Source organism: Kribbella sp. NPDC049174, from assembly GCF_043197365.1.
GTDB lineage: Bacteria > Actinomycetota > Actinomycetes > Propionibacteriales > Kribbellaceae > Kribbella.
The window spans coordinates 29,784-55,923 of sequence record NZ_JBICSZ010000010.1; the positions used below are offsets into that span (position 1 = coordinate 29,784).

A 26,140-nucleotide genomic window follows, 5' to 3' on the forward strand; every position below is an offset into this window, starting at 1 on the left:
GGGGACCTGTGTGGCGTGGGTCAGGGGGCGGGTGTGGTGATGGTGCGCGGGCGGGCGTGGGGGATGGCGGCACTGGCGGTCATGGTCGTGGCCGCAGCGGGCTGTGGGAGCGAGGAGGAAGCACCGATCGGTACACAGCCGCCGATCGTGACGCCGACGTTCGCGACGGTCAAACCGGCGGCCGACTGCTCGGGATCCGACCTGGTGCTCCCGCCGGTGTCCGGTGACGAGGGCGTTTCGCTGGAGGCCAGCACCGACGACACGGGTACGTCGCTGCTGCTCAAGAACACCGGCAGCCTGTCGGTCCTGGTGATACCGGACGCGGAGTGGACGACGCGAGTGATCGCGGCTCCGCACGCCAACCCGACCGACGCGGCATCCAAGGCAGCGCTGGCCGCCGTGGCCGGCGCCGGCGGTCTGCAGGCAGTGACCGAGTTGCCTCCGGGCATCCCGCAGAGCCAGGTCTTCATCGTTCCGCCGGAGTGGGCGGTCTGCGGACTGACCGACGACGTACGCAACGTGGCGAGCCTGCGCTACCTGCGGGACAAGACGACCAGCGCGGAGTACTTCGTGGCGAAGGGACTCGCCGACCAGGTGCTCGCCCGGTTCACCCCGCCCGCCAAGAAGACCAGCCAGACGCTGCTGAACTGTGCGAAGGGCACGCAGCAGCTTCTGAAGGAACGCGCGGATCTTGAGGACGTCGCGCTCTACGCGGAGCTCCTCAACACCGAGGGCGCATGCCGCTCCAGCGTCAAAGCCCTGCTGTCCAACGACGAGCGCGCCACCCAGCAGACCAGCAGCCGGATCCTCAACCTCCTCGAGCGGGCACCTCGACTCCTGGAGAACACCAGACTCTTCCTGGCCCTCGCCCACCGCTGACCCCTGAGGGGCTTCTCCGGGTACGACCAGGGTGAATGTGGACTCCGCTGTGGCCCGGTGAACCGCACACTGGAAGAAGTCAGTCCACACTCGGAGGAAGACAGAACATGATCGGCTTCATCGTTGCCGGACTCATCATCGGTGCGCTCGCGCGGCTCTTCACGCCGGGCAAGCAGAAGCTCGGCCTGCTGGCCACGCTCCTGCTCGGCCTGGCCGGGTCCGTGATCGGCGGCACCGTCGCCAACCTGCTCGGGACCGGCGGCATCTTCGAGCTGAACATCCTCGGCTTCGTCGTCGCGGTCATCGCCTCGGTGATGCTGGTCGGCACCGCCGAAAGCATCTCGGCCCGCAACAAGCGCTCGATCAACAGCCACTGAACCAACAATCGCTGCGCCAACAGCGGCTGGGCCCGGCAGTCGTTGGGCAGTCAGCCATTGGGACCCCCGTCAGCCGACCAGGCCGTTCTGGGCCAGGGCGGAGCGGGGCTCGCGGCCAGGCGGCTGGCTGGGGCGGGGCAGCAGCGGGGTGCGTTTGTTCAGCGGGCGGGTCACCGGCCTGTCCGGGGTGACGGTGACCTGCTCGCCGACGTGTTTGAAGGAGACGCTGCAGTCGGCGCCGTCGTGCACGGTGTAGGTGACCTCGAGTTCGTTGATGTCCACCTTGAGCCGGGCCCCGTGCCAGCGGATCGAGAAGACCAGCTGGGACATGCCTTGCGGCAGCGCCGGGTTGAAACACAGGCAGCCGTCGAGCTCGCGCAGACCACCGAAGCCGGCGACCAGTGCGGTCCACGCCCCCGCCAGTGAGGCCATGTGCAGGCCGTCACCGGTGTTGTGGTGCAGGTTGCGCATATCGATCAGCGCCGCCTCGTAGGCGTAGTCGTAGGCGAGATCGAGGTGGCCCACCTCGGCCGCCATCACGGCCTGGACGCACGCCGACAAGGACGAGTCGCGCACCGTCAGCCGCTCGTAGTAGTCGAAGTTGCGCGCCTTCTCCTCAGGCGTGAACGCGTCGCCACACCAGTACGTCGCCAGCATCAGATCCGCCTGCTTGATCACCTGCTTGCGATAGAGCTGGAAGTACGGCGCATGCAGCATCAGCGGGTACTTGCCCTGGTACGCCTCGAAGTCCCACTCGGCGTACCGGGTGAATCCCTCCGACTGCGGGTGTACGCCGATGTCCTCGTCGTACGGCACGTGGACAGCGGCCGCCGCGTCCCGCCAGGATGCCTCCTCCTCGCTGTCGACGCCGAGCTCGCGGGCCTTGGCCGGGTGCCGCACCGCGGTCGCCGCGGCCGCTCGCAGGTTCCGGGCGGCCATCAGATTCGTGAAGACGTTGTCGTCGGCAACCGCGCTGTACTCGTCCGGCCCGGTGACGCCAGGAAGGTGCCAGCGGCCGTGCCGGTCGTGGTGGCCCAGCGACATCCACAGTCGTGCGGTCTCGACCAGCAACTCCAGCCCGACCTCTTCGAGCAGCTCGTCGTCCCCGGTCGCGGTGTGGTACCTCATCACCGCTTCAGCGATGTCCGCATTGATGTGGAAGGCCGCCGTACCAGCCGGCCAATAGCCGGAGCACTCCTGACCGCGGATCGTCCGCCACGGGAACGCGGCACCGCGCAGACCCAGTACGGCGGCCCGCTCGCGAGCTTGATCGAGGATCGAGTGTCGCCACCGGAGCGCGTCGGCGGCGGCGTCGGGCAGCGTGTAGTTGAGCACCGGCAGGACGAAACCCTCGGTGTCCCAGAACGTGTGGCCGTCGTACCCCGCACCCGTCAGGCCCTTCGATGGGATCGCCCTGCGCTCGGCCCGGGCACCGGCCTGCAGCACGTGGAACAGCGCGAACCGGACCGCCTGCTGCAGCTCCGGGTGGCCGTGCACCTCCACGTCGGCGCCGTCCCAGAAATCGTCCAGGAACTCGCACTGCTGCTTGGTGAGCCCGTCCCATCCGGAGAACCGGGCACTGGCCAGCGCGGCCGCGACCTGGTCCCGGATGGCCGTCTCGGTCCGAAGGCTCGACCAGCCGTAGGCCAGGTACTTCACCACGCGCAGGGTCTCCCCCGGCTGCAACTGGCAGATCACCGTCGAGCGGGCCCAGTCCTCGCGTACGTCGAGGTCCATCGCGTACCGGACCGACGTGTCGACCTCGTGCACCATCGCGGCGGCCATCAACTGCCGGCTGCGCGTGGTCCGGTGGATCAGGACGACGCCGTTGTCACCGCCGTCGTGGCTGACCGGCTTCAGCGGGTTGTCGAGCACCGCCGCGACCCGTGGATCGTCGGACAGCTTCGGCTGGGTCTCGTTCGCGACCAGCTCGGACTGGATCACGAACCGGGCCGGCTGGTCCACCGGCTCGACGATGTACTCGATCGCGGCGACCGCGCGCTGCGTGAGGGACACCATCCGGCGGCTGCGGACGTTGATCCGTTTGCCGCCCGGCGAGGTCCAGTCCACGTCCCGTTCGAGGATGCCGGTGCGGAAGTCGAGCGACCGCTCGTGCCGGCTCAGGTAGCCGTAGCGGATGTCGAACGGCGAATCGTCCACGAGCAGCCGGATCAGCTTGCCGTTGGTGACGTCGACGAGGGTCTGGCCGGACTCGGGATAGCCGTAGCCGGCCTCGGCGTACGGGAGTGGTCGTTGCTCGTAGAACGAGTTCAGATAGGTGCCCGGGATCGCGTACGGCTCGCCCTCGTCGAGGTTGCCGCGGAGCCCGATGTGACCGTTCGACAGCGCGAACAGCGACTCCGACTGGGCCAGCTTGTCGAGCGCGAGCCTGGTCTCGCGCAACCGCCACGGCTCGATCGGGTGATGCCCACGGTCGATCATCGGTCCTCCAGAAGTTCGGCCAGATCACGGACGACGACGTCCGCGCCGTGGGCCTTGAGTGCGTCGGCCTGACCGACCCGATCCACGCCGACGACGTGACCGAAACCACCGGCCCGGGCCGCCTGGACCCCGGCCAGCGCGTCCTCGAACACGGCCGCCTCGGACGGATCGACGCCGAAACCGTTGGCCGCGGCAAGGAACGTGTCCGGCGCGGGCTTCCCGCGCAGACCCTCGGTCCGGATCGTCACGCCGTCGACGACCAGCTCGACGTACTGCGCGAGTCCGGTGATGTCCAGGACCTCGCGGGCGTTCGCGCTCGACGACACCACAGCCCGCCGGAGCCCGGCCTTCTCGGCGGCCTGCAGGTATCGCCGGGAGCCCTCGAAGACGTGCACGCCTTCGGTCCGGATCCGCCGCTGCACGACCTCGTTCTTGCAGTTGCCGAGGCCGTTCACCGTCAGCGCCGTCGGTGGATCCGTCAGCGTCCCCTCCGGCAGCGTGATCCCTCGCGAGGTCAGGCAGTCACGCACCCCGTCGACTCGCGGCTTGCCGTCGACGTAGGCGTCGTACTCCGCCCGGGCGTCGAACGGCCGGAACGGGATGCCGTGCTGCTCCGCGTAGCCGCCAAGGAACTGGTCGAACATCTCCTTCCACGCCGCGGCGTGAACGGCGGCGGTATCGGTGAGGACACCATCCAGATCGAACAAGCAGGCCTTGATCCCCGTGGGTAGTCCCAGCATGCCTCCAGACTAGGTCGTGAGTTCGCCCGGGAGGCCGAAGGCGGGGAAGCGGGAGTAGCCGAATGTCGTGATTTCGGCGATCAGGCCGTCGTTGATCCGCAGTACGTCGAGTTTGAACGCCCGGAACACCGTGTCGCCCGGGCGGCGCAGGTAGGTGGCCGCGGCCGGCAGCCGGTTGGCCGACGTCGGCACCAACCGCCAGTCGCCGTCCCGGTCCGGGCCGAACGCCCGTTCCAGCAGCGGCACGCACGCGGCCAGCCCCGCGAAGGACAGCTGGTCGGGCGGCATCGAGACGCGCAGGTCCTCGGCAGCGATCGCGATGGCCGCCGCGGTGTCACACCGCTCGTGCGCGTCGATGAACCGATCCAGCAACTCCCGCTCCTCGGCCGTCGGCCGCGGCGCGCTCCAGTCGGTACGACGGGCCGGCAGGCGTTGCTGCATCGTCGCCCGCGCGCGCTGCAGCGCGCTGTTCGCCGCGGCCACGCTGGTCTCGAGCAGCTCAGCCGTGTCGTTCGCGGACCAGCCGAGCACGTCCCTTGCGATCAGTGCACCCCGCTGCCGCGGCGGTAACGACTGCAGCGCGACCAGGAAGGCCAGCTCGATCGTCTCCCGATCCACAACCACCGCGTCAGGCTGGTCCGTGGATGGAGCGATCTCGTCCAGCAGTTGGTCCGGGTACGGCTGCAGCCAGACCATCTCCCCCGGTGACGCGGCCTGCCGCCTGGCGTGCCGCCGGGCCACGTCCAGGCAGACGTTGGTCGCGATCCGGTACAGCCACGCACGGAAGTACGTCCGGCCGTCGTACCCGTCCCGACCGCGCCAAGCCCGCAGCAGGGTCTCTTGGACGGCGTCCTCCGCATCGTCGAAGGACGCCAGCATCCGGTAACAGTGCACGTGCAACTCGCGCCGGTGCCGTCCGGCCAGGTCGGCGAACGCGGCCTCGTCACCCGCGAACGCCGCCTCCTCGAGCGTGGTCATGTGCAGGGTCACTGCCGGTCTGGGGTGCTCTTGCCGACCTCCTGGACCGTCCAGCCGTTGCCGTCCGGGTCGGAGAAGGTCAGGAACGTGCCGTAGTCGGCCCGGGTCGGGTTGAGCCCCGGCTGCTGCCCCTCGGCGGTGAAGTGGAACGGTTCGCTCACCTCGACACCGCGCTCGACCAGCTCGGCGCGAGCCGCCTCGATGTCGCTCACCACCAGGTGCGTGCCCTGGTACGTACCCGGCTCCGACTTGGTCAGGCCGGTGCCGATCGTGATCGAGCAGGCCGACCCCGGCGGGGTCAGCTGCACCACCCGGAACGAGTCCCCCGCGCTGTGGTCGACGTCCTCGGCGAAGCCGAGCTGCTCGGTGTAGAACTTCTTGGCCCGGTCCACGTCCGTCACCGGGACGATGACGAGTTCGAGTTTCCAGTCCATCTGCGGCCTCCCGCGGTTCGGGTCGGTCACAGTCTGACCGACGCTGTCTTCCGTTGAAACGACAGCGCCGGCCGAAACTCATCGGTCGAACGATGAGTTTTTCAGGAAGCTCCCTCGAAGACCTTCGCGAACCAGTCGAGCTGGGCGTCCTGCTGGTAGGTCTGGCCGCCCTCGTGCTCGTTGTGCGAGTAGACCTTGATGTCCTTGGCGACCTCGGCGTCCGACGCGGTGCCGTAGGCGTTGTAGGCCGCGAAGACCGTCGACGGCGGGCAGACCGCGTCCATCAGGGCGACCGAGAACAGCGTCGGCGCCGTGGCCAGCCGGCCCAGGTTGACGCCGTCGAAGTAGCTCAGGGTCCGGTACGCCGTCTCGACCTCGTTCCGGAACCCCTTGAGGTACCGGGTGATCTCGCCGTACGGGTCCTTGTCGGTGATCTGCAGGGCCCGCTCGAAGTGGCACAGGAACGGGACGTCCGGCGCGCAGCCGAGCAGGTCGATCCCGGCCAGGCCTGCGAGCCCGGCGGCCGCGATCGAGATGCCACCGCCCTGGCTGCCGCCGGTCACGATGATCTTGTCCGGATCCACGAACGGCGACGTCCGGGCCGCCTCGAGGGCGCGGACGGCGTCGATGTAGACGCGGCGGTAGTAGTAGGTCTCCGGGTCGGTGATCCCGGCGGTCATGAACCCCGGCGCGTGGTTCAGGCCGGCGTACGCGCTGTCGTCAGGGGTGCCGCCAGGGTTGCCGCTGCTGTAGCCCTGGCCGCGGGTGTCCATCAGGAAGTGGGCGTAGCCGGCCTGCGCCCACAGGTTGGTGGTGTGCGGGAAGCCGCGGCCGCCGGAGTAGCCGAAGTACTGCACGACGGTCGGCAGCGGGCCCGTCGTACCCGCCGGAACGTGCAGCCAGCCCTTGATCGGCGCACCGCCGAAGCCGGCGTACGTCACGTCGTACGTGTCGACGACGGCGAGCTTGTTGTCGATCGGGGTGAACGTGGCGGACAGGTCGTCGGTACGCGCCTTCTCGATGGAACGGCGCCAGAAATCGACAAGGTCGGCAGGGGCGGCCACCTCGGGCCGGTACTCACGGAGCTTGTCGAGAGAGAAATCGAACATGGCCATGAGCAACAAACCTAACCCAGGTACGGCGACGCCGCGCTCGCCATGTCCGATGCTGGACACCATGACCTCATCGCCCAACATCGTCTTCATCATGTCCGACGACCACGCTGCGCACGCGATCTCGGCGTACGGGAGCAAGGTCAACGAGACCCCGCAGCTGGACCGGCTGGCCGCTCAGGGGGTCCGGATGGATGCGACGTACTGCACGAACTCCATCTGCTCCCCCTCGCGGGCGTCCATCCTGACCGGCACCTACAGCCACATCAACGGAGTCGCCTCGATCTTCACCGAGATCGACTACCGCGTTCCGACCTTCGCCGAAGTGCTGCACTCCTCGGGCTACCAGACCGCCCTGTTCGGCAAGTGGCATCTCGGCGAGCGGCCGGAGTCGGCGCCGCGGCACTTCGACGCGTGGAAGGTCTTCCCCGGTCAGGGCGCGTACGTCGACCCGGAGATGATCGGCCCGGACGGTACCGAAACGGTGCCCGGGTACGCGACCGACATCGTCACCGACCAGAGCATCGACTGGATCCGGGACCGCGACCAGGACCGGCCGTTCCTGCTGCTGGTGCATCACAAGGCGCCGCATCGGCCGTGGGTGCCGGACGAGAAGCACAAGGAGCTCTACCCGCTCGGTTCCATCCCGGAGCCGAGCACGCTGTTCGACGATCACAGCACCCGCAGCCAGGCCGTGCGCGGCGTCCGGATGTCCGTCGCCGACGACCTCAGCTCGGACGAGCTCGGTGAGGAGCTGCCGCCGGAGCTGCGAGGGCCGGAGAATCGGGTCGAGCGGATGCGGTGGAAGTACCAGCGCTACCTGCGCGACTACCTGCAGTGCGTCCAGTCGATCGACGACAACGTCGGCCGGTTGCTCGACGTCCTCGACGACGAAGGTCTGACGGAGTCGACCGTGGTCGTCTACACCTCCGACCAGGGCTTCTTCCTCGGCGACCACGGGTGGTTCGACAAGCGGCTCATGTTCGACGAGTCGCTGCAGATGCCGATGCTGATCCGCTGGCCGTCCTCGATCCCCGCGGCGACCAGCTGTGACGCGATGGTGACCAACGTCGACTTCGCCGCGACCTTCCTCGACATGGCCGGCCTGGACGCGGCCACCGCCTTGCCAACCTCGCAGGGCCGCAGCTTCCTTCCGCTCCTCCGAGGCGAGCAGGTCGACGACTGGCCAGACGCCGTCTACTACCGCTACTGGGAGCACGACGACCCGATCCACCACGCGCCCGCGCACTACGGCGTACGGACGAAGGACTTCAAGCTCATCCACTACTACGGCGCCGGCCTCGGCGTACCCGGCTCGTCGGACAACCTCTTCGAAGCCGAGTGGGAGCTCTACGACCTCCGCACCGACCCGGAGGAACTCGTCAACGTCGCCGACAACCCGTCGTACGCCGACATCCGCGCCTCCCTCGCCAACCGCCTGGCCGACCTCCAACACCACTACGCCGACGAACCCTACGAAGGTCCGGCGACCCCGAGCCCCCAGTGGTCCTGGGCCGACGAAAAGTCACTCCAAGCAGTCGCGGCCTACACGAAGACACTTCGATCGGACGCCTGAGGTCGCGACGGACGGGACTTTCGGCCCTGTTCGGGGCCGGGCCGGGAATGGTTCAATCGTGGAACTCGACATGTCGCAGGGGTGCGGGGTGGGCCTGGGGGCGGGGGGATCTGTTCCTGCGACGTGGAGTTGTGGATGCCAAGACATACTGAGCCGGCTGTCGAGACCTACTACCGCGACGGGGCCTGGCACACCCGCCGGGCCGACTGCCCCGACCCGTTCGCGTCGGGACCTGCCCGTGAGCACCTGATCACGGTCGGGTACGAAGTAGCCCGGTGGAACGCGCTGCCGCACATCATCCGGCGCACCGACGGGACCATCGCCGAGGTCAACAACTACGTCACTCCAGCGCTAGCTCATATGCTGCGGTGAATCCCAGCACCCGTTCGGCCGCGGTCAGGTCGAGCGGGGTCGTGCGGCCGGGAAGCTCGGCGCGGATCTCGGCCGTCGGGTGAAAGCGACGAAGCAATTCCAGGGTGGGGTAGGGCGCCAGCGTCCGCGGAGCCCCGACGTGGAAGACATGCGTCCCGCCGGCCTGAAGCGCCAGTACGGCGGCCCGCGCAGCATCCCGTGTGTCCAGGTAGGACCACAGGTCAGCAGCTCCGGTGGCCGGGTCCGCGGCGATCTGCTGGGCCCGAGGCAGCAGCCGATCCTCGAGATCGCCCACGAACGGGTACCGCAGCGCGATCACGTTCATGCCATGACGTCGCGCCATCATCGCCGCCGTCAGCTCGTCGGTCTGCTTCGACAACGCGTACGGATCCTCGGCGTGACTCGGCAGGTGCTCGTCGACCGGCACATACCCCGGACTCCGCGGCTGCGTGGCGAACGGCAACCCGTTCGCGGCGTAACTGCTCGCCACCACAGCGTTCCGCACCCCGGCCACCCCAGCCTCCTCGAGCAAGGTGAACGTCGCCAACGTGTTCCCCCCGAACACCTCGTACGGCGTCCCCCGGTGCGGCGCCGGCAGCGCAGCAAGATGTACGACGCCATCGGCACCGGCCAGCGCCTCCCGGCAGCTCACCGGTTCGCACGCATCGCCCACGACCAACCGCAGTCCCGGCACCGGAGCCGCCGTCCCCGGGAGCACCAGAGCTGTCACCTCGACGCCTCGGCCGAGCAGCTCCGCGACCACCGCACTCCCGATCCGGCCGGCTGCCCCGGTGACGAGCACTCGCTTCATCCGCAGCGCACCAGCTGCTCCGGGCGGGCCGACAGACCGTGGTAGATCCGGGGCGCGCCGTCGACCCGGAAGGTCACCTGGCCGTGCTTGCCGTCCAGCACCCGGTGCCGGCCGATACAGTCCGTCTCGGTGATCCGGTCGCGCGGTACGACCAGCGTCGTCTTGCTCGGCCAGTCGTCCTGCCAGGCCTCCGGGTGCGGGTAGTACGGCTGGTTCGGCGCGTGGTCGACGTTCAGCAGGTAGCCGTCCTTGCGGCTCCACAGGATCGACACCGGGCCGTCCGGGGTGTCGAACAGCAGGCCCTTGAGGTTCCGGTCGACCCGGGAGAAGTCCAGCCAGCGGACGAACTCGGCCTCTTCGAGCAGCCGGGTCCCGGTGGCGAACGCGAGCAGCGACGGCTTGGCCGACAGGTCGCGGTTCATCAGGCCGAAGTGGTACTCGGTGTTGCTCGGCACCGCCTCCTGCGGGTGGTGGATGGTGCTGTCGTGCAGCTGGTACCAGTTCACGCCGTCGACACCTTCGGCCTTGCTGAGCGCCATCGTCAGCAGCACGTTCTCCGCCGCCTGGCGCATCGTGTCGTTCCACCAGTAGTTGGGGCGTGTGCAGGCGTAGGCCTCGGTCAGCCACAGCTCCTTGCCGCCGCCGTACTCGGTGATCCGGCGCTTGGCCTCGCGGACCGAGCCGAGGAAGTTCCAGTAGGAGCCGTTGTCGCCGGTCACCCACTCGTCCGGCGTCGGCGCGTAGTCGGGAGTGAAGTTGCCGCGGCCCGGGTGGAATGCGAACACGTCGATCAGGTCCCAGCCGCCGGCGGCGTGGAAGTTGTCCGTCCAGTTGACGTCCATCCCGCCGAGACCGTTGTTCATCACCTTCACGTCGTACCCGACCTCGGCCAGTCGCTCGACCACCGGCCGCAGGCCGTCGCGGATGTACTTGTCGGCGTACAGGCCGGACATCCACGGCTGGTTACGCTCGTTGTCGACCTCGAAGTAGCGCGCGCCGGCGTCCACCACGACGTCGACGAGCTCGGCGGCCCAGGCCTTGGCCTGCTCCGGCGTCGAGTCGAAGACCACGTCGCCGTGCTGGATGTTGGTCATGATGCCCATCGCCCGCAGCTCGTCCGGCGCAATCCCGGGCGCGCCGTTGTACGCGATCCGCACCGACGCGACCCCGATCCGCTGCATCAGCGCGGCGACGTCCTCCTTGCTCGGCTCCAGCAGCCAGGGGTAGTTCGCGACGCCGAAGATGCCGCCGCCCTGATACTCGTACGGCGGCAGTGTGGACAGCGTCGTCCGCGCGAAAGCCTCGGTGCCACCGGTCGACGCCTTCACCTCGACAAAGGCGATGCCCTGCTGTTTGAGAGCGGGCACGTTGAGCGTCTGGTCGGTGCTCTCCCCCGCCGCCAACGCGAGCGTGGTGGACCCGCCCGCGAGCTTCCGGCCGTCGAAGTCGCGGGCGAACCAGGTCAGCTGAATCGACGCAGCGGTCTTGCCGCCGTTGACGACCTGGGCGTGGACGGGCATCACCGCGCCGACGTCGTACAGGTTGAACGGCTGGTCGGTCCAGATGTCGACGCCCACCGGCCGGGCGACAGCGGCGGCGTTGGCGGCGGCCGGTCGCATCTGGCCCAGCACCAGATCGGCTTCGTGCACGAGCACGCCGAAGGCGTCGTACGTGCCGACGATGTGCATCCAGGACGGCGTCGTCCAGTCCGGGCGGCTGGACTCGAGGCGGAAGTAGGCGGTGAGGTCCGGCCAGGCCGAGGCGTAGACGATGCCGTCGTTGGTCTCGTACGGCACGCCGCCGCCCGGGTCGCGGTTCCACCGGGTCATCGCGGTCGGACGCTCCGGCCCGCTCGCGTTCACCACCACGCGGGTGAACTGGGAGTTGAGATACATCGGGTTCGAGCTGGTCGCGTCCCAGCGCAGGTGCAGGCGATGGGCGGTGACGTCGAAGGTCCCGGTGACGGTGATCGCGTTCGCCGCCGCGCCCATCCGGTAGTTGACCCGGATCGCCTGCCGGCCGTCCGCGAGCGTGACCAGCGACGGCGTGCCGCCGAACGTCCGCTGGCCGCCGAGCACGGTGTCCTTCACCTGGAAGTGCGCGATCCGGATCCGTTCGGTGCCCGCGCCGTCGCTGACCACGACGGTCCCGTCGGTCTGGGCGACGATCGAGATCCCGTCCGCGCTGAGGGTGTACGCCGTCGCCGCTCGGGCGGTCCCGGCCGGGAGCAGCCCGCCCGCCACCCCGGCGGCGGCGAGCGAGCCGGCCACGAAGGTACGGCGGGTCGGCTTCGATACATGGTCTGTCATGGCGTTCCTCCGGTGGTCTGCAGGGGAAGGGCGAGGCCGATGAAGATCCGCGGGGCGCCGTCGAGCGTGACGGTCACCTGCGAGTTGCTCGCCTGGTGTGTGGCGACGTCCATGCCGAGACAGTTCAGCTCGCGCACGGAGGTGGTCGCGGCCGGCGTCGGCAGCGTCGCGCTGGTCTTCGTCGGCCACTGGTCCTCCCACGGTTCGGGAGTGCGGTAGTACTCGGTGCTGCTGGGGATCCGGCGGGCCGGGTCGGTGTTGAGCAGGTAGCCGTCCTTGCGGGACCACAGGATGTTCACCTTGCCGCCGGGCCCGTCGAAGACGAGCCCGAACAGCTGTTGATCGGCCAGTTCGGCCCAGCCGAGCCAGGTGGACTGGTCGAGCCAGCGCGCGACGGTCGCGAACGCCAGCAGCGACGGCTTCGGGCTGAGGTCGCGGTTCAGCAGGCCGTAGTGGTACTCCGGATCATCCGGATCGGCCTCCATCGGCTGGAACTGGATCGAGTCGTTCAGCGTGTACCAGGTCACGCCGCGCACGCCGTACACCTTGGCCAGCGCGAGCTGTAGCAGCACGTTCTCGGCGGCGTGCCGGTAGGTGTCGGACCACCATCGGTTCGGCCGCGTCACGGCGTACGCCTCGGTGAGCCACAGCTCCTTGTTGTCATTGGCAACGGCAGTGACCTTGGCCTTGCGGAGCGTGCCGAGGAAGTTCCAGCGGGTCTCGTTCGACCACGGCGGCGGCGGGTCGTAGTCGGCCACGTAGTTGCCGCGTCCCGGGTGGTACGCCAGTACGTCGACGTGCTCCCAACCACCGGCGGCGCCGAAGTCGGCGATCCACTGGTCGGGGAAGCCGGCCAGGCCGCAGTGCATCACCTTGAAGGTGGCGCCCTTCGCGGTCATTGCCGCGCGCAACGGAATCAGGACGTTGTCGACGTACTCCGCAGGTGTCCGGTCCGCGGCGGTGAGGTTCAGCTCGTTGCCGCACTCGTAGTACTGGGCTCCCGAGTACATCGCCCGGCCGACCATGTCATCTGCCCATTTCGCGCTGCCACCGTCCCACGGAAGCTCGCCGGCCAACTGCATGTTGTGCGCGAAACCTTCCGCGTCCAGGGCGTCGACGGTCGGACCGGGTGAAGCGCCGAAGTTGTTGTAGTTCCGGTACGCCGTCCGCACCCAGCGCATCCCGATCAGCTGCATCAGGTCGAGTACGGCGGCAGTCGACGGCCGCTCGAGATACGCGAAGTTCGCCATCCCGAACATGCCGGCGTCCCCATCCCCGTAGGTGAACGCCGACAACACCGCCAGGTTGGTGCGGGCGAACGCGATCTCGGTGGTCGGCGCGGCGGCGTCGTACACGACTGCCTCGACGAACCGAACGTCACGGCTGCCGAGGGTGATCTGGAAGAACGTGTTCCAGACCGCGCGGGCGCCGACTGTGCCACTGGCCGTCCCGGTGGTGCTGCTGTTGTTCCAGTCCCGGACCACCCAGTCGACGCGGACCGTCCGCGAGGTCAGGCCGGCGTTGACCACTTGGAGGTTGACGGTTTTGGCCCCGCCAGTCGTCCACAGGTTGAAGGGCTGGTCGGTCCAGAGGTCGATGCCGAGGTCGCCGTCGCGGGCGATCACCCCGGCCGAGTGCGGCCGCATCACCCCGAGCACGACGTTGCTCTCGACGTATCCGCTGGAGCTGGTGACCGCCGTCCCGGCCGCGTGCAGGTAGCCGCCGTTGCTGAATCCCTTGGTGCTCTGCGGGACTCGAATGAAGGCCCGGTTGTCCGACCACGTGGAGGAGTAGCCGACGCCGTTCGTGGTCTCGAACGGAACACCGCCACGCAGTGCACCGGTGGCCGCGTCCCGGTCGCGATTCCACAACGCGACCGGGTCGTACGCCTCGACCACGCCGGATCCGATCACGTTCCGGGCAAAGCGGAAGCTGTCCGCGCGAAGGTTCGCGACGCCGGTGACGTCCCAGCGCACCCGGGCCTTGCGCAGCCCCACCGCGAACGTGCCTACCACCTCGCCGATCGGCGCGGTGTACCTGATCGTGAACTGCTGCGGTCCGTCCGGCGTGATCGACGCGATCCCGGTCGTCCGCTGAACGATCTTGGTCTCGCCGGACATGTAGGCGTACTCGAACGTCGTCAGGTCGAACCGGCGGACGCCACCACCGTCGAGCACCTTCACATAGCCCGGGACACCGGCGGCATCAGGTACGGCAACCAGGCTGACCGTCCCCGCCGAGTCGGTGATCTGTACGTCGGCGCCGTACGCAGGAAGCGCGGTCGCGCCGGCGACTGTCGCAGCGACCGTGCCGCCGAGCACGACACGCCTGCTGATGGGTATGTCCATTGCCGATCACCCCTTCACACCGGTGAAGCCGAGGCCCGCGACGACGTAGCGCTGCAGGACGAGGAAGACGAGGACAGGAGGCGCGAGCGCCATCGCCATGGCGGCGATCAGCTCGTCGAGCGGAGCGGCGTCGACGAGGTTCACCAGCGCGACGCTGATCGGCTGCAGGGTGGGGTCGGAGATCACCACCAGTGGCCAGATGAACTCCTTCCAGGAGTGCATGATCGCCAGCAGGCTGATCACAGCGATCACCGGCCGGCTCATCGGCAGCACGATCCGGGTGAGCAGTTGCCAGGTGCTCGCGCCGTCGACCTTCGCGGCGTCGTACAACTCCTGGGGCAGCGCCTCGAAGAAGCGGGTCGCGAGCAGCACGTTGAACGCGTTGGCTCCGGCCGGCAGCCAGATCGCCCAGTAAGTGTCGAGCAGGTTGAGCCCGAGCAGCGGCACGTCCAGCACGGTCAGGAACAGACTGACCAGGGACACGGTGTACGGGACGAACATGGTCGCCAGGATGGCCACGTAGACGTAGCGCCCGATCCGCGGCCGGATCACCGCGAACGCGAAGCCCGCGGTCATCGCCACGAACAGCTGCACGAACCAGGACCCGAACACGATCTGCACGGTGTTCGCCAGGTAGCGCCCGACCCGGAGCTCGGTGAACGCGGTCGCGAAGTTGCCGAAGTCCGGCTCGGCCGGCCACAACCGCAGCGGATGCGCGACCAGCTCCGCCGGCGGTGAGACGGCGCCCTTGATCGTCCAGTACAGCGGCCCGATGCCGATCACCAGGAGCAGGATCAGCGTGAGCACCTGCGCGGTCCGGAGCGCGAACGCCACCAGCGGCCGGCGCAGGTCATTGCTGGAGGCAAACGTCGTCGGTTGCTCACTCACTTCGTGCTCCAGCTTCTCGTCAACCGCAGGTAGACCGCGGACAGCGCCGCCAGGACGATCGCGAGTACGACGGACAGCGCGGCGGCCTGCCCGTACTCACCGTCCTGGAAGCCGTACCGGAAGATCAGCAGCAGGATGGTCAGCGTCGCGTTGTCCGGACCGCCCTGAGTGAAGATGTAGGGCTCGGTGAACACCTGGATCGTGCCGATCAGCTGCAAGAGCAGCAGCAGCCCGATCACCGGCCGCAGCTGCGGCAGCATCACGTGCCAGATCCGCCGCCAGATCCCGGCGCCGTCGCTCTCGGCCGCTTCGTACAGCTCGGCCGGGATGCCGGTCATCGCGGCCAGGTAGATCAGCGCGGCGCCGCCCATCCCAGCCCAGGTTGCCTCCAGCACCAAACTCAGCATCGCCGACTGCGACGACTGCAACCACGGATACGGGCCGAGCCCGATCAGGCCGAGCGCCTGGTTGAACAGGCCGCTGCCCGGGTCGTAGAACCACTTCCACAACAGGATCGCCACGACCGGCGGCACCACGACCGGGAGATACACCAGGACTCGGTACGCCGCGGCGCCACGCCGTACCGTCGACATCAAGGCTGCCAGCAGGATCGGCGCCGGGAACCCGATGACCAGGCCGAGCGCGACGAACAACAGCGTGTTCCAGACCGCCGTACCGACCAGCGGGTCGGTCAGGACGGCCCGGAAGTTCTCCAGGCCGACCCACACGGCCGGATCGACCAGGTTGGTGCGCTGGAACGAGATCAGCAGTCCGCGCAGGATCGGCCACCAGGAGAACAACCCGAAGACCAGCAGGGCCGGTGCCAGGAAGACCAGGCCGAGGAGCTCGCGGCGAAGTGTGGCCCGCCTACGGGACGCCGGCGCCGGTTGGACGGCGACGGTGTCCCGCTGCGGCGGGGGCGCCAGGACTGCAGTCACTTCTGCTCCGTGGCGAGCATCTTGTTCGCGTCCGCCTCGGCCTTCGCCAGCAGGGCTGCGATGTCGGCGTCCTGCTTCGTCAGCACGGACTGCACCACCGGGTCGAGGATGGTGTAGAGCTTCTGCGCCGCGACTGGCGGCTCAGGGCGCAGCTCGAGCTTCGGCGTGCCGTCGAGCCAGGGCTTGAAGTGCTCGAGCTCCACGTTGACGTGCGGCTTGATCGCGGCGTCGATCTTCTGCTGCTGCTCGACGCTGAACATCGGCAGGGTTGGCACGCCGACCGCGGCCTCCGGGTCCTTGGCGAGCGCCTTCGCCCGCTCAGCCGCGACTGCCGGGTCGTACTGCGGCTCGGCGTTGGCGAACAGCAGCCACTTCGCCGCGGCCTCGGCCTTCTCCTTCGGCACCGACGCCGGCACCATGAACACCTCGGCCCCACCGAGCGTCGCGTTGCCACCAGCCTGCGGGAGTGCGGTGATGCCGTAGTCCGCGGTGTTCTTCAGGCCGAACTTCATCTTCGCCAGCCGGTAGGTGCCCGGGGTGCCCATGAACATGCCGATCTGGCCGGCGGCGAACTGCTTGACCACGTCGTCCTGGTCCATCAGCTGGTTCTGGCCCATCGAGTTGTCGGTCCAGCGCATCGCCTTGAGCAGCTCGAGCGCCTTCTTCGTCGGCTCACTGTTGAACCCGGCAACGAACTTGCCGCCCTGCTCGGTCTCCATCGCGCCGCCGTGCGTGTAGGTCAGCATGGTCAGCTGCCAGCCGCCGGTGTTGCCCTTCGCCTCGTGCACGAAACCGGCCTTCCCGGTCTTCGCGCTGATCTGCTTGGCGTAGGCGCGGACCTCGTCCCAGCTGGTCGGCGGCTTGTCCGGGTCCAGGCCGGCCTTGCTGAACAGCGCCCGGTTGTAGACCAGACCTTGCGCGAACGGCGCCTGCGGGACGCCGTACACCTCCCCCGCGCTGTCACTCAGCGGCTGCAGGACCTGCGGGTTGAACTCGGTGTAGTGGTTCCAGGCCTTCAACCCGCTGGTGATCGGCTGCACGTGCTTGCGCGCGATCAGGCCCTGCGGCTCGGTGAGCGGCACCTGGATGACGTCCTCGATGGTCTTGCCGGCCAGCTTCGCGGAGAACGTCAGCGGGTCCCAGCGGTTCTCGGTGCCCTCGATCGTGATGCCGGGGTTCTTCGCCTCGAAGTCGTCGGCCAGCCGGTTGAACTGCTCCAGCGCGGCCTTGTCGGTCGCGGCCGGCATGCCCTGCACCCGAAGCGCGATCGCGGATCCGGTCCCCCCGCCGTCGTCGCTCGTGCTGGGGGCGAGCCCCGAGCAGCCGGTCAGCGCGAGGGCTGCCGCGCCCACCACCAGGTATCGGGCACGCGTCGATGTAGCCATGTCTGTTCTCCAGGGGAGTGCGTACGACGAGCCGCCGGCCCGTCGCCGTGGATGAGTTGCGCGCCGTGGGGCGAGCCGGCGCGATCAGCCGCGCGGTGCCGCGCGGTGTGGGATGTGGGGAGTGGTCAGGCGCGTCGTGGCGCGGGGCCTGTCGACGCGCGGGGGATGAGGCGCGAACCGACCTCCACCAGCTGCTGGCCGGTGGCCGTGCCGGTGATGGCCTCGACGATCAGGTCGGTGGCATGGGTGGCCACGGTCTGCGGTGAGATCCGGATCGTCGTCAGCGCGGGGATCGACAGGCCGGCGAGCAGCGTGTCGTCGATCCCGATCACGCTCACCTCCCCCGGCACGTCGACTCCGGCGCCGGCCAGGCCGTGCAGGACGCCGACCGCGACGAGGTCGTTGTGCGCGAGGATGGCGGTGGCGCCGTTCGCGATCGCGAGGGTGGCCGCGTGCAGGCCGGTCTCGAAGCGTGGTTCGTACGGCCCGAGCTCGACCAGCGCCAGGCCCTGCGCGTCGAAGGTCTCTCTTATCGACTTGCCCCGCAGGTGTTCCGGCCGCGAGCAGTTGACGAACACGCAACTGGTGTGGCCGAGCGCCCGCAGGTGCTCGGCAGCCTGCGTGACACCAGGTGTGAGAGAGAGGTGCAGCTCCGGGATGCCGGGCACGTGCCGGTTCACCAGCACGAGCGGGATCCCCTCCGCCAGCTCCCGCAACTTGCCGTCGGACAAGGTCGATGCCCAGAGCACCAGACCGTCGACCTTCTTGACGATCGCCTCGATGGTCTCGACCTCGTCGGCCTCCCGCTCGTCGCAGTCCGCAACCAGCAGCGTGTGGCCGTGGGTGCGCGCCCTGGTCTGCATCGCCTTGACGATCGGCGGGAAGAACGGGTTGGCGATGTCCGGGATCACCAGTCCCAGCGACTCCGTCCGCCCACTGCGCAGCGTCCGGGCCGCCGGATCGGGCCGGTAGCCGAGCCGGCCGGCCGCCGCCAGCACCTTGTCCCTGGTCGCGCCCTGCACCTGCTCCGGAGCGGTGAACACCCGCGAGACGGTCGACGGCGACACCCCGGCCGCCTTCGCCACGTCCCTGACCGTCACTGCCATCCGGACCACCTCTCCTGTCACTCGGTTGCAACATGTTTGCAATCGATCCCGAAACATGTCAACAGCTCGATTAGCCCTATTTTGCGCCCATCCGTCGCTTGCGCTGATGGCCGGTTGGGATGAATGATGACGTCGTCCCGCAATGTTTCTGAAACACAGATGAGGCTCGATGAAGATCACCGGCTGGGAAGTTCTCACCCTCCCCGACCGCGGCGACGCGATGATGCTCGTCGTCGTCGACACCGACGAGGGCATCCACGGCATCGGCGAGGTCGGCGTCCGCTCCCGCCAGCGTGCGGTCGCCGGCGGTCTCGACCATTTGGGCGAGCTGATCACCGGTGAGGACCCGCTGCGGACCGAGCACCTGTGGCAGGTGATGTTCCGCAGCGGCTTCTACCCCGCCGACCGCATCCTCACGTCCGCGATCGCTGCGCTCGACGTCGCGTTGTGGGACATCCGCGGCAAGGCGCTCGGCGTGCCTGTGCATCAGCTGCTCGGTGGTCCGGTGCGCGACCACGTGCCCTGTTACGTCCACGTCGGCGACGGGATGAACGATCGTCCCCGCTTCCTCGAACGCTGCCGTGCGCTCGTCGCCGAGGGCTGGCGGCACCTGCGGTTCTCCGTGCCGCACGACGATGACGTGCTCGACGAACGCCGTACGCTCCGGCTTGGGATCGAGCTGTTCCATCAGGTCCGCGAGGTGGTCGGTGACGACATCGAGCTCATCCTCGACGTGCACACCCGGCTCGACCCGCCGGAGGCGCTGACGTTGTGCCGCGAGATCGAGTCGGCCCGGCCGTACTTCGTCGAGGACGCGATCCGGGCCGAGCATCCGGAGACGTATCGCATGCTGCGGGCGCGGACCGGCGTACCGCTGGCTGCTGGTGAGCAGTTCGCCTCGAAGTGGGAGTTCGCCCGGTTGATCGAGACCGAGCTGATCGACTACGCGCGGGTCGATGTGGCGATCGCGGGCGGTCTGACCGAGGCGTGGAAGATCGCGGCCGGCTGCGAGACCCACTACGTGAAGCTGGCGACTCACAACCCGCTCGGTCCGGTCACCGCCGCCTCGTCGCTGCAGCTCAACCTCGCCAGCCCCAGCGCGGCGATCCAGGAGCACCAGTCGGAGCCCGCGACCGAGCTGGCCGCCTTGTTCACGACTCGTCCGACCGTCGTCCCCGGCCGGGTGCTGCTCTCGGACCTGCCCGGTCTCGGTGTCGACATCGACCGCGAACGCGCCCGCGCCTACCGCGCCGAATCCCGGGAGCTCCCGCAGCTGCGCAAGCCCGACGGGTCGTTCACGAACTGGTAGTGCTGACCCACCAGGTGGATAGCGTCTCCCGGATCAGGACTTCCGGAGGTGGGGATGGCTGGTCAGAGGACTGTCGTTCGTGCGCGCAAGGCGCCGCCGCCGCGGCGGAAGGCGCAGATCGGCGGTGGGACTGCGTGCGGTCCGCGGGCACCAGCTGGGAGCTCTTGCGGCGCTCGGACGGCGTCCTTCGGGTGCATGATCTGGGCAACGGCGAGCAACTGCTGACCCAGGACGCGCTCGGCGCAGACCAGACCATCCCGATGGATCGGTTCGACGTCGGCGAGGTGGGCCGGGTCGTGATCGCCAACGGCTGGCAGTGGACGCCGCCCGGTAGTACGACGGCTGTCGGCGACCCGACCGCCGTACCGGAGCCGATCGAGGAGACCCGGATCGCGCTTCGTGATGGTCGGTCGGACCCGGCAGAGCTGCCAGCGAAGTTTCCGCCGGCGGTCGTGGTGCCAGTCGTGATCGGTCTTGCGGTGGTGCTGGCGGGAGCCGCGATCGCCGGCGTCTCGCCGACCGGGATCATGATCGCGGCCGGCGGGCTCGGAGTGGCCTTCGCGCTCGGGATCACCGTGATGGCGATCGTGTCGGTCCGCCAGTCGTCGCTTGTTCTCACGATCACGCCGTACCGGGTCAGCCTGACCCACGGGACGCTCACGTCCGAAGTCGTGCAACGCACGGCAGTCGCGACGGCAAGCGTCGCAGACCGCTGGATCCGGCTCCGCAGTCCCAAGGGCAGGTCGTTGATCTGGATCCCGTTCAAGCAGCGCCGTGACGAGGTGCTCGGTGCGCTGGCGCGCAACGGCTGGCCGACCAGCGAGTCCCACGGTGGCCTTCGCCGGCACCTCTGACATGGTGGTCCCATGGCCATCGAGGTTCGTCCGGCGTCGGTGTTCGAGGATGTGCGGGCCGTGCTCGGTCCGAAGTCGCCGAGCTCCAACGTGTGCTGGTGCCTGAGCTACCGGATCCCGTCCAAGCTCAACAACGAACTGCGCGGTCCGGCTCGCGGTGAGTACGTCGCCGAGCTGTGCCGCGCCGAGCTCGCGCCCGGTGTCCTCGCGTACGACGGTGACGAGCCGGTCGGCTGGGCTGCGGTCGCACCGCGGTCGGACACGTCGTTCGCCCGCAACCGCAAGATCCCGCACGTCGACGACCTGCCGGTGTGGTCGCTGTGGTGCATCCGGGTCCGTCCCGGGCACCGCAAGCAGGGCATCACGCACGCGCTGATCGCCGGCGCTATTGACTTCGCGCGTGAGCACGGTGCGCCGGCGGTCGAGGCGTACCCGCTCGACAACGGCGACGCCAAGGTCGACCTGACGATGGCGTACGCCGGCCTCCGCAAGAACTTCGAACGCGCCGGCTTCACCAAGGCCGCCGACACCACCTCGGTCCTAGCCGGCCACCCTCGCGTCCTGATGCGCCTCGACCTCAGCTGACCGGCGGCGGTGGTACGCGTGGGTGACCACCGCGAGAAGCGGACCCCACAGGATCAACGGAAGGTAGACCGTCGCCATCAGGATCTGCCAGCCGCCCTGCGGTTCCAGCGGGTCGTAGAAGAGGTCCGTGAACATCAACGGGTTCAGACTCCACAACAGGATCAGACCGATCGACCCGATCGTCGCCGGGACCACCGCGGCAAGCGTCGGAAACCGCGGCCCGCACACGCGAAGCGCGCACAGAGACCGCAGAGCCCTGGCTGTCAGAGGAAGAAGAGATATTGCACAGGACAACATAACGAGAGCACTCCGCCCGCGCCCGTGAATTTCCACCCGCCCCCCCAACTACGCGTAGAAGCGGGCGCGTGGGGAGACAACTGTCAGCGGGCGAAAACCACCTCGGGGTACTTCGGTGACGGGCGGTCGAGGAGGGGTTGGCGGAGGCCGCGGAGGAAGCGGGCGAAGAAGGCGGTGAGGTAGGCGCGTTGGCCGCGGATGCTGCCGGATGGGTTGACGGTGCCCAGGAATCGGGTCACATCCTCGTTCGGTACGCCGTACTTGGCGGCAATGGCTGGGACCGAGAACTGGTAGTCGGCGAAGGCGCCGTGGGTTCCGGTGGGGATGCTGAGGTCGAGGTTCCAGCCGCGCTGATTCGCCCAGAAGCTCATCCAGGAAGGATCCTCGAATGACCCACCGGGCAGATGCGAGTGACCATCGGCACCGAACAGGAGGAACGGGCGATCCAGGCCGCGCTTGGCCACTTCGCTCAGTTCGCCCTGCGGGAAGCTGTACTGCAGGGTGCCGTCGAGGTTGACGCCCGCATCGATCCGACGGTCGACGAGCATGGTCTCCGCCGCGGTGAACCCACCCGCGCTGTAGCCGAACATCCCGGTACGACGCAGATCGAGCGCGTCGGCCAGTCCGGTCGGCAACGCCCGGCCCTCGGCATCAGGGTTGTTGCCGACAGCAAGATCCGCCAGCGCGTCCAGCACGAACCGGGTGTCCGCCACCCGCGCCTGGATCGCCGTCTTGTTGTCATCGGTCGGCAGTACGACGGGCGCGACCGAACCGTCCGGGAACTGCACCGGCGCCTCACCGGTGTGATCGATGGTCACCACGACGTACCCACGGCTGGCCAGTTCCTCGACGTGATTGGTCCCGAGGATCCGCGACGTACCGAGTCCTGGCGAGTACAGGATGATGGGATGCCGTCGGCCGAGCACGGGAGCGCCCAGCCGCGCATGCGTCGCCGTACGGGCGTAGTCGACCTGCCCCGGGCGGAGGCCCAGCGTGACGGCGACCTCATCCGCAAGGGGCACAGCTGCCTGGGCCGGTGCGTAGAAGGCCTGCGGTCCGACCGGGAACGCCGGGTACCACACGCTGACCATCAGCTCGCGGGTCTGGCCACTCCCCCACGGATCCTGGCGTCGATTGTCGACAAGGTGTAGCTCGACCGTCGCGATCGGATACGGCCCGGTCGGCCGCGGCAGCTCCAGCCGATAGCCGGCCCCGCTGCCGACCCCGGTGCCGACCTCAGCCTGCGCCGTCCACGGCACCGCGGACACCGCGACCCCGGAGGCGAGCAGGCCAAGCACGGTACGGCGACTCATCGTTGTCATACTCCGAGGTTGCCTGCCACCCTCGTCATCACGGATCAACCTCTGGTCGGACCCCAGAGCCGACGTCAGACGGACAAACGCCGTGGCCGGCGGTTGCTGTGCAGCCGCCGGCCACCCGTCAGCGCGTGAGATGCTGACCGGGACGGGGCGGGTTCGAGCGAGGACGGGATGATGAGCAAGCGGCGGGTCACGTCGACGGACATCGCCAAGGCGTCCGGAGTGTCGCGGTCAGCGGTCTCGCTCGTTCTCAACGGCCGCGGCGCCGGCATGGTCGACGCGGAGAAGCAGGAGCGGATCCGCGCGATCGCCCGTGAGATGGGCTACGTCCCCAACGCGTCCGCGGTGAACCTGCGCCGGCAGCGGACCGCGACCATCGGCCTGGTCACCGACGCGATCGCGAGTGCGCCGTTCGCCGGTCCGCTCTTGTCGGGCGCGAGTGACGTGGCGCTCGAGGCCGGGTACATGATCCTGACCATCGACACCTGGCAGCATCCGTCGTACGTCGACGGCGCGATGAGCACGCTCCGGGCGCGCGATGTCGACGGCGTGATCTACGCGGACGCCGGCCTGCGACAGGTCGACCGGCTGGACGTGCCGCCCGGTCTGCCGCTGGTCATGGCCAACGCGTACGTCGCGGACGATTCGCTGCCGGCCTTCATCCCCGATGACGAGGGCGGCGGGCGGTCCGCGGCCGAACTGGTGCTCGAGGCCCGCCACCGCCGGATCGCCTTCATCACCGGCAACTCGGACTCGCCGGCCACGGCCGCACGGATCCGGGGCTTCACCGCGGCGATGAATGACGCCGGACTGCCGGTGGAGGGCAGCCTCATCCCGGCCCGCTACAGCGTCAGTTCCAACCACGCGGCCGCGCTCGAACTCCTGCGCCGCCCCGATCGGCCGACCGCGATCCTGGCCGCCAACGACCGGGGCGCGACCGGCGTCGTGCTGGCCGCGGCGTCGCTCGGACTCTCCGTCCCGCGCGATCTGTCGGTGGTCGGGTACGACGACGAGCAGTTCCTCGCCGCCGAGGTACCACCGGGCCTGACCACGATCGCACTGCCGCACCGCGAGATGGGCCAACGCGCCACCGCCGAACTCCTGGCCCGCATCGCCGGCGAGGACCACGGCGAGGGCGGCACGGAGAGGCTCCCTTGCCTCCCGGTCATCCGCGGCACCGTCGCTTCACCACCCCACCTCTGATCCCGCAGCCACCCTTGACAGCGGTCACCTAACACCTGTTAGGTACTGACGCACCTAACAGGTGTTAGGTCGGATCAAGTGAGGAACTCATGACGGATTGGACCGCGCTGACCCGATCACCCGGCCGGCGCCAGAGCCGATCCATCAATGCGGAGAACCCAACAGGTGCACCAGGCCAGGCAGCGACGGCCGCCTCGGCTCTCGGCCCTTCCCGCAAAGGCCGTCCGGCCATCTCCCTGGAGCCGGGCGGGACGGCCACGCTGGCCGATATCGACGGTCCCGGCGTCATCCGCCACATCTGGATGACCGTCCCCGACAAGACCTCGGCAGGCCCATGGGTACTGCGTGACCTGGTGTTGCGGATCTGGTGGGACGGCGAGGAGGAGCCGGCTGTCGCCGTACCGCTCGGAGACTTCTTCTGCAACGGATTCGGTCAGCGCACGCTCGTCACCTCGGTGCCCATCGTGGTCGCGCCGACCGGCGGGATGAACAGCTACTTCCCGATGCCGTTCCGCAGTCACGCCCGGATCGAGGTGACCAGCGAGCATCCCGGGACCATCGGCGGGATCTACTACCAGATCGACTACACGGTCGACGACGTACTGGACGCGGACACCGTGCGCTTCCACGTGCACTGGCGGCGGAGCAACGCCTCCACCGCACCGGGCGAGGACCATGTCATCCTCGACGGAGTCGTTGGCAGCGGCAACTATGTCGGCACGTACATCGGATTGACCGCGCTGGAGCGGTACTGGTGGGGCGAGGGCGAGGTGAAGTTCTACCTCGACGACGACGATGCCTATCCGACCCAGTGCAGCACGGGCCTCGAGGACTACGCCGGTGGCGCCTGGGCGTTCCAGGATGCACTCCGCAACGATCCGCCACCGGTGCCGCTGACGTTCAGTTCGCCGTACTGCGGGTATCCGTTCTACTCGGCCGAGGACACCACCCGCGCCTCGCCGTTCGCCACCAGCACGCTCCAATCCCACGGCATGTATCGCTGGCATCTTCCGGATCCGGTGATCTTCCACCAGCGGCTGCGGATCACCCTGCAGCAGATCGGCGCCTGGGACCACGGGCACTTCGAACGCTCCGACGACATCAGCACCGTCGCGTACTGGTACCAGCTACCCGGCGGGTCGAACGACCTGCCGCCCTTGCCGTCGCGCGAGTTCCGCCGTCCCCGCTAGAAAGGGCCTCCGTGACCGACTATCAGGAGACCAACCGCGGTCAGTTCCACTTCAGCCCTCGACGCGGCTGGATGAACGACCCCAACGGGCTGGTCCACTACCGCGGCACCTATCACTTCTACTTCCAGCACAACCCGTACAGCCTGGTCTGGGACACCATGTACTGGGGCCACGCCACCAGCACCGACCTGGTCCACTGGCAGCAGCAACCCAACGCACTCGATCCCACTGTCCACCCCGGCGAACTGTGGTCCGGCGGCGGTGTGGTCGACGTACGGAACACCTCCGGGCTCAAGGACGGGGACCACGATCCGATCCTGGTCTTCACCGGCACCCAGGGCGTGCGGGTGTTCTACAGCCTCGACGGCGGTATGACCTTCACGGCGTACGACGGAGGTCGCGTCGTGGCCCAACCGAGTGGCCGCGAAAGCCGCGACCCGAAGGTCATCTGGCACCAGCCCACCGAGCGCTGGGCGATGGTCGTCTGGTCCGACAACGACGGCAACGGCCTGGACTTCTTCGGGTCGCCGAACCTACGCGACTGGGAACGGACCGGCCGGTACGTGGCCGACTGGTTCTTCGAGTGCCCCGACTTCACACCGATGGAGTTGGACGGCGAACTCACCTACGTACTGCGGGACGGCCGCGGATCGTACGTCGTCGGCGACTTCGACGGCCGGAGTTCACC

Annotated in this window: 23 protein-coding genes and 1 pseudogene; 10 read left to right on the forward strand and 14 right to left on the reverse strand. The window is 68.6% G+C overall.

Features of this window, described 5'->3' with window-relative positions:
- Positions 1–39 precede the first annotated feature (39 nt).
- Together ACGFIF_RS36285 and ACGFIF_RS36290 are read left to right on the forward strand one after the other, a co-directional pair.
- Entirely contained in the window at positions 40–879 is an 840-nt protein-coding gene (locus tag ACGFIF_RS36285) for a hypothetical protein (RefSeq protein WP_393160828.1), read from the forward strand.
- Positions 880–986: 107 nt separating this feature from the next.
- Positions 987–1,256 carry a GlsB/YeaQ/YmgE family stress response membrane protein gene (locus ACGFIF_RS36290; protein ID WP_393160830.1) on the forward strand — a complete coding sequence of 90 codons (270 nt, stop codon included), beginning with the start codon at positions 987–989 and terminating at the stop codon, positions 1,254–1,256.
- Positions 1,257–1,325: 69 nt separating this feature from the next.
- On the opposite strand, the gene ACGFIF_RS36295 is transcribed toward ACGFIF_RS36290, so the two are convergent.
- The 5 genes from ACGFIF_RS36295 to ACGFIF_RS36315 form a co-directional block, all read right to left on the reverse strand.
- Complete coding sequence (locus tag ACGFIF_RS36295; RefSeq protein WP_393160832.1) at positions 1,326–3,698, reverse strand: glycoside hydrolase family 65 protein; 2,373 nt, start codon at positions 3,696–3,698, stop codon at positions 1,326–1,328.
- A complete protein-coding gene (locus ACGFIF_RS36300) occupies positions 3,695–4,438 on the reverse strand; it encodes a beta-phosphoglucomutase family hydrolase (RefSeq protein WP_393160834.1) in 744 nt (247 codons plus the stop codon). The genes ACGFIF_RS36295 and ACGFIF_RS36300 overlap by 4 nt, the downstream gene beginning before the upstream one ends.
- A gap of 9 nt (positions 4,439–4,447) precedes the next feature.
- Complete coding sequence (locus ACGFIF_RS36305; protein ID WP_393160836.1) at positions 4,448–5,416, reverse strand: RNA polymerase subunit sigma-70; 969 nt, start codon at positions 5,414–5,416, stop codon at positions 4,448–4,450.
- Between the two features lie 8 nt (positions 5,417–5,424).
- A complete protein-coding gene (locus tag ACGFIF_RS36310; RefSeq protein ID WP_393160838.1) occupies positions 5,425–5,850 on the reverse strand; it encodes a VOC family protein in 426 nt (141 codons plus the stop codon).
- Positions 5,851–5,951: 101 nt separating this feature from the next.
- Positions 5,952–6,965 (reverse strand): acetylxylan esterase, encoded by a 1,014-nt coding sequence (locus ACGFIF_RS36315; RefSeq protein WP_393160840.1) that lies wholly within the window; start codon positions 6,963–6,965, stop codon positions 5,952–5,954.
- 61 nt (positions 6,966–7,026) lie between these two features.
- Here ACGFIF_RS36315 and ACGFIF_RS36320 point away from each other — a divergent pair, with 61 nt between their 5' ends.
- Positions 7,027–8,538 carry a sulfatase gene (locus ACGFIF_RS36320; protein WP_393160842.1) on the forward strand — a complete coding sequence of 504 codons (1,512 nt, stop codon included), beginning with the start codon at positions 7,027–7,029 and terminating at the stop codon, positions 8,536–8,538.
- A 135-nt stretch (positions 8,539–8,673) separates the two neighbouring features.
- Complete coding sequence (locus ACGFIF_RS36325; RefSeq protein ID WP_393160844.1) at positions 8,674–8,910, forward strand: hypothetical protein; 237 nt, start codon at positions 8,674–8,676, stop codon at positions 8,908–8,910.
- Here the strand turns inward: ACGFIF_RS36325 and ACGFIF_RS36330 are convergent.
- From ACGFIF_RS36330 to ACGFIF_RS36360, 7 genes are all read right to left on the reverse strand, one after another.
- Positions 8,879–9,721 (reverse strand): NAD-dependent epimerase/dehydratase family protein, encoded by an 843-nt coding sequence (locus tag ACGFIF_RS36330; protein ID WP_393160846.1) that lies wholly within the window; start codon positions 9,719–9,721, stop codon positions 8,879–8,881. The two genes, ACGFIF_RS36325 and ACGFIF_RS36330, sit on opposite strands and share 32 nt — an antisense overlap.
- Positions 9,718–12,030 (reverse strand): hypothetical protein, encoded by a 2,313-nt coding sequence (locus ACGFIF_RS36335; protein WP_393160848.1) that lies wholly within the window; start codon positions 12,028–12,030, stop codon positions 9,718–9,720. Before ACGFIF_RS36335 ends, ACGFIF_RS36330 begins: the two co-directional genes overlap by 4 nt.
- Positions 12,027–14,378 (reverse strand): hypothetical protein, encoded by a 2,352-nt coding sequence (locus ACGFIF_RS36340; RefSeq protein ID WP_393160850.1) that lies wholly within the window; start codon positions 14,376–14,378, stop codon positions 12,027–12,029. Before ACGFIF_RS36340 ends, ACGFIF_RS36335 begins: the two co-directional genes overlap by 4 nt.
- Before the next feature lie 6 nt (positions 14,379–14,384).
- Positions 14,385–15,266: a carbohydrate ABC transporter permease gene (locus ACGFIF_RS36345; protein ID WP_393160852.1), complete on the reverse strand. Its 882-nt coding sequence runs from the start codon at positions 15,264–15,266 to the stop codon at positions 14,385–14,387.
- Positions 15,263–16,204, reverse strand: a complete 942-nt coding sequence (locus ACGFIF_RS36350) for a carbohydrate ABC transporter permease (RefSeq protein WP_393160854.1) — start codon at positions 16,202–16,204, stop codon at positions 15,263–15,265. The genes ACGFIF_RS36345 and ACGFIF_RS36350 overlap by 4 nt, the downstream gene beginning before the upstream one ends.
- Positions 16,201–17,589 carry an ABC transporter substrate-binding protein gene (locus tag ACGFIF_RS36355; protein WP_393160856.1) on the reverse strand — a complete coding sequence of 463 codons (1,389 nt, stop codon included), beginning with the start codon at positions 17,587–17,589 and terminating at the stop codon, positions 16,201–16,203. The genes ACGFIF_RS36350 and ACGFIF_RS36355 overlap by 4 nt, the downstream gene beginning before the upstream one ends.
- A gap of 125 nt (positions 17,590–17,714) precedes the next feature.
- A complete protein-coding gene (locus tag ACGFIF_RS36360) occupies positions 17,715–18,695 on the reverse strand; it encodes a LacI family DNA-binding transcriptional regulator (RefSeq protein WP_393160858.1) in 981 nt (326 codons plus the stop codon).
- A 169-nt stretch (positions 18,696–18,864) separates the two neighbouring features.
- Here ACGFIF_RS36360 and ACGFIF_RS36365 point away from each other — a divergent pair, with 169 nt between their 5' ends.
- The 3 genes from ACGFIF_RS36365 to ACGFIF_RS36375 all read left to right on the forward strand — a co-directional run bounded on the left by ACGFIF_RS36365 (position 18,865) and on the right by ACGFIF_RS36375 (position 21,443).
- Positions 18,865–20,004 carry a mandelate racemase/muconate lactonizing enzyme family protein gene (locus ACGFIF_RS36365; RefSeq protein WP_393160860.1) on the forward strand — a complete coding sequence of 380 codons (1,140 nt, stop codon included), beginning with the start codon at positions 18,865–18,867 and terminating at the stop codon, positions 20,002–20,004.
- A gap of 191 nt (positions 20,005–20,195) precedes the next feature.
- On the forward strand, positions 20,196–20,858 hold the full coding sequence (locus ACGFIF_RS36370) for a hypothetical protein (protein WP_393160862.1): 663 nt from the start codon (positions 20,196–20,198) through the stop codon (positions 20,856–20,858).
- A gap of 12 nt (positions 20,859–20,870) precedes the next feature.
- Positions 20,871–21,443 (forward strand): GNAT family N-acetyltransferase, encoded by a 573-nt coding sequence (locus tag ACGFIF_RS36375; protein ID WP_393160864.1) that lies wholly within the window; start codon positions 20,871–20,873, stop codon positions 21,441–21,443.
- Here ACGFIF_RS36375 and ACGFIF_RS36380 read toward each other — a convergent pair.
- Both ACGFIF_RS36380 and ACGFIF_RS36385 read right to left on the reverse strand, forming a co-directional pair.
- A complete protein-coding gene (locus ACGFIF_RS36380; RefSeq protein WP_393160866.1) occupies positions 21,399–21,638 on the reverse strand; it encodes a hypothetical protein in 240 nt (79 codons plus the stop codon). The two genes, ACGFIF_RS36375 and ACGFIF_RS36380, sit on opposite strands and share 45 nt — an antisense overlap.
- Before the next feature lie 185 nt (positions 21,639–21,823).
- Positions 21,824–23,062: an alpha/beta hydrolase family protein gene (locus ACGFIF_RS36385; protein WP_393160868.1), complete on the reverse strand. Its 1,239-nt coding sequence runs from the start codon at positions 23,060–23,062 to the stop codon at positions 21,824–21,826.
- 171 nt (positions 23,063–23,233) lie between these two features.
- Between ACGFIF_RS36385 and ACGFIF_RS36390 the strand changes: the two genes are divergently transcribed.
- From ACGFIF_RS36390 to ACGFIF_RS36400, 3 genes and pseudogenes are all read left to right on the forward strand, one after another.
- Entirely contained in the window at positions 23,234–24,262 is a 1,029-nt protein-coding gene (locus ACGFIF_RS36390; RefSeq protein ID WP_393160870.1) for a LacI family DNA-binding transcriptional regulator, read from the forward strand.
- Between the two features lie 89 nt (positions 24,263–24,351).
- Positions 24,352–25,452, forward strand: coding sequence for a glycoside hydrolase family 172 protein (locus ACGFIF_RS36395; protein WP_393160872.1), 1,101 nt, complete (start codon positions 24,352–24,354; stop codon positions 25,450–25,452).
- 71 nt (positions 25,453–25,523) lie between these two features.
- A pseudogene (locus ACGFIF_RS36400) lies at positions 25,524–26,009 on the forward strand (levanase); the annotation flags it as partial.
- Between the last annotated feature and the right edge of the window lie 131 nt (positions 26,010–26,140).

Excerpts from the sequence above, each read along its gene's own strand:
- ACGFIF_RS36285 (WP_393160828.1), top strand. The coding sequence starts at position 40 with ATGGTGCGCGGGCGGGCGTGGGGGATGGCGGCACTGGCGGTCATGGTC.
- ACGFIF_RS36290 (WP_393160830.1), top strand. The coding sequence starts at position 987 with ATGATCGGCTTCATCGTTGCCGGACTCATCATCGGTGCGCTCGCGCGG.
- ACGFIF_RS36295 (WP_393160832.1), bottom strand. The coding sequence starts at position 3,698 with ATGATCGACCGTGGGCATCACCCGATCGAGCCGTGGCGGTTGCGCGAG.
- ACGFIF_RS36300 (WP_393160834.1), bottom strand. The coding sequence starts at position 4,438 with ATGCTGGGACTACCCACGGGGATCAAGGCCTGCTTGTTCGATCTGGAT.
- ACGFIF_RS36305 (WP_393160836.1), bottom strand. The coding sequence starts at position 5,416 with ATGACCACGCTCGAGGAGGCGGCGTTCGCGGGTGACGAGGCCGCGTTC.
- ACGFIF_RS36310 (WP_393160838.1), bottom strand. The coding sequence starts at position 5,850 with ATGGACTGGAAACTCGAACTCGTCATCGTCCCGGTGACGGACGTGGAC.
- ACGFIF_RS36315 (WP_393160840.1), bottom strand. The coding sequence starts at position 6,965 with ATGGCCATGTTCGATTTCTCTCTCGACAAGCTCCGTGAGTACCGGCCC.
- ACGFIF_RS36320 (WP_393160842.1), top strand. The coding sequence starts at position 7,027 with ATGACCTCATCGCCCAACATCGTCTTCATCATGTCCGACGACCACGCT.
- ACGFIF_RS36325 (WP_393160844.1), top strand. The coding sequence starts at position 8,674 with ATGCCAAGACATACTGAGCCGGCTGTCGAGACCTACTACCGCGACGGG.
- ACGFIF_RS36330 (WP_393160846.1), bottom strand. The coding sequence starts at position 9,721 with ATGAAGCGAGTGCTCGTCACCGGGGCAGCCGGCCGGATCGGGAGTGCG.
- ACGFIF_RS36335 (WP_393160848.1), bottom strand. The coding sequence starts at position 12,030 with ATGACAGACCATGTATCGAAGCCGACCCGCCGTACCTTCGTGGCCGGC.
- ACGFIF_RS36340 (WP_393160850.1), bottom strand. The coding sequence starts at position 14,378 with ATGGACATACCCATCAGCAGGCGTGTCGTGCTCGGCGGCACGGTCGCT.
- ACGFIF_RS36355 (WP_393160856.1), bottom strand. The coding sequence starts at position 17,589 with ATGGCTACATCGACGCGTGCCCGATACCTGGTGGTGGGCGCGGCAGCC.
- ACGFIF_RS36360 (WP_393160858.1), bottom strand. The coding sequence starts at position 18,695 with ATGGCAGTGACGGTCAGGGACGTGGCGAAGGCGGCCGGGGTGTCGCCG.
- ACGFIF_RS36365 (WP_393160860.1), top strand. The coding sequence starts at position 18,865 with ATGAAGATCACCGGCTGGGAAGTTCTCACCCTCCCCGACCGCGGCGAC.
- ACGFIF_RS36375 (WP_393160864.1), top strand. The coding sequence starts at position 20,871 with ATGGCCATCGAGGTTCGTCCGGCGTCGGTGTTCGAGGATGTGCGGGCC.
- ACGFIF_RS36385 (WP_393160868.1), bottom strand. The coding sequence starts at position 23,062 with ATGACAACGATGAGTCGCCGTACCGTGCTTGGCCTGCTCGCCTCCGGG.
- ACGFIF_RS36390 (WP_393160870.1), top strand. The coding sequence starts at position 23,234 with ATGAGCAAGCGGCGGGTCACGTCGACGGACATCGCCAAGGCGTCCGGA.
- ACGFIF_RS36395 (WP_393160872.1), top strand. The coding sequence starts at position 24,352 with ATGACGGATTGGACCGCGCTGACCCGATCACCCGGCCGGCGCCAGAGC.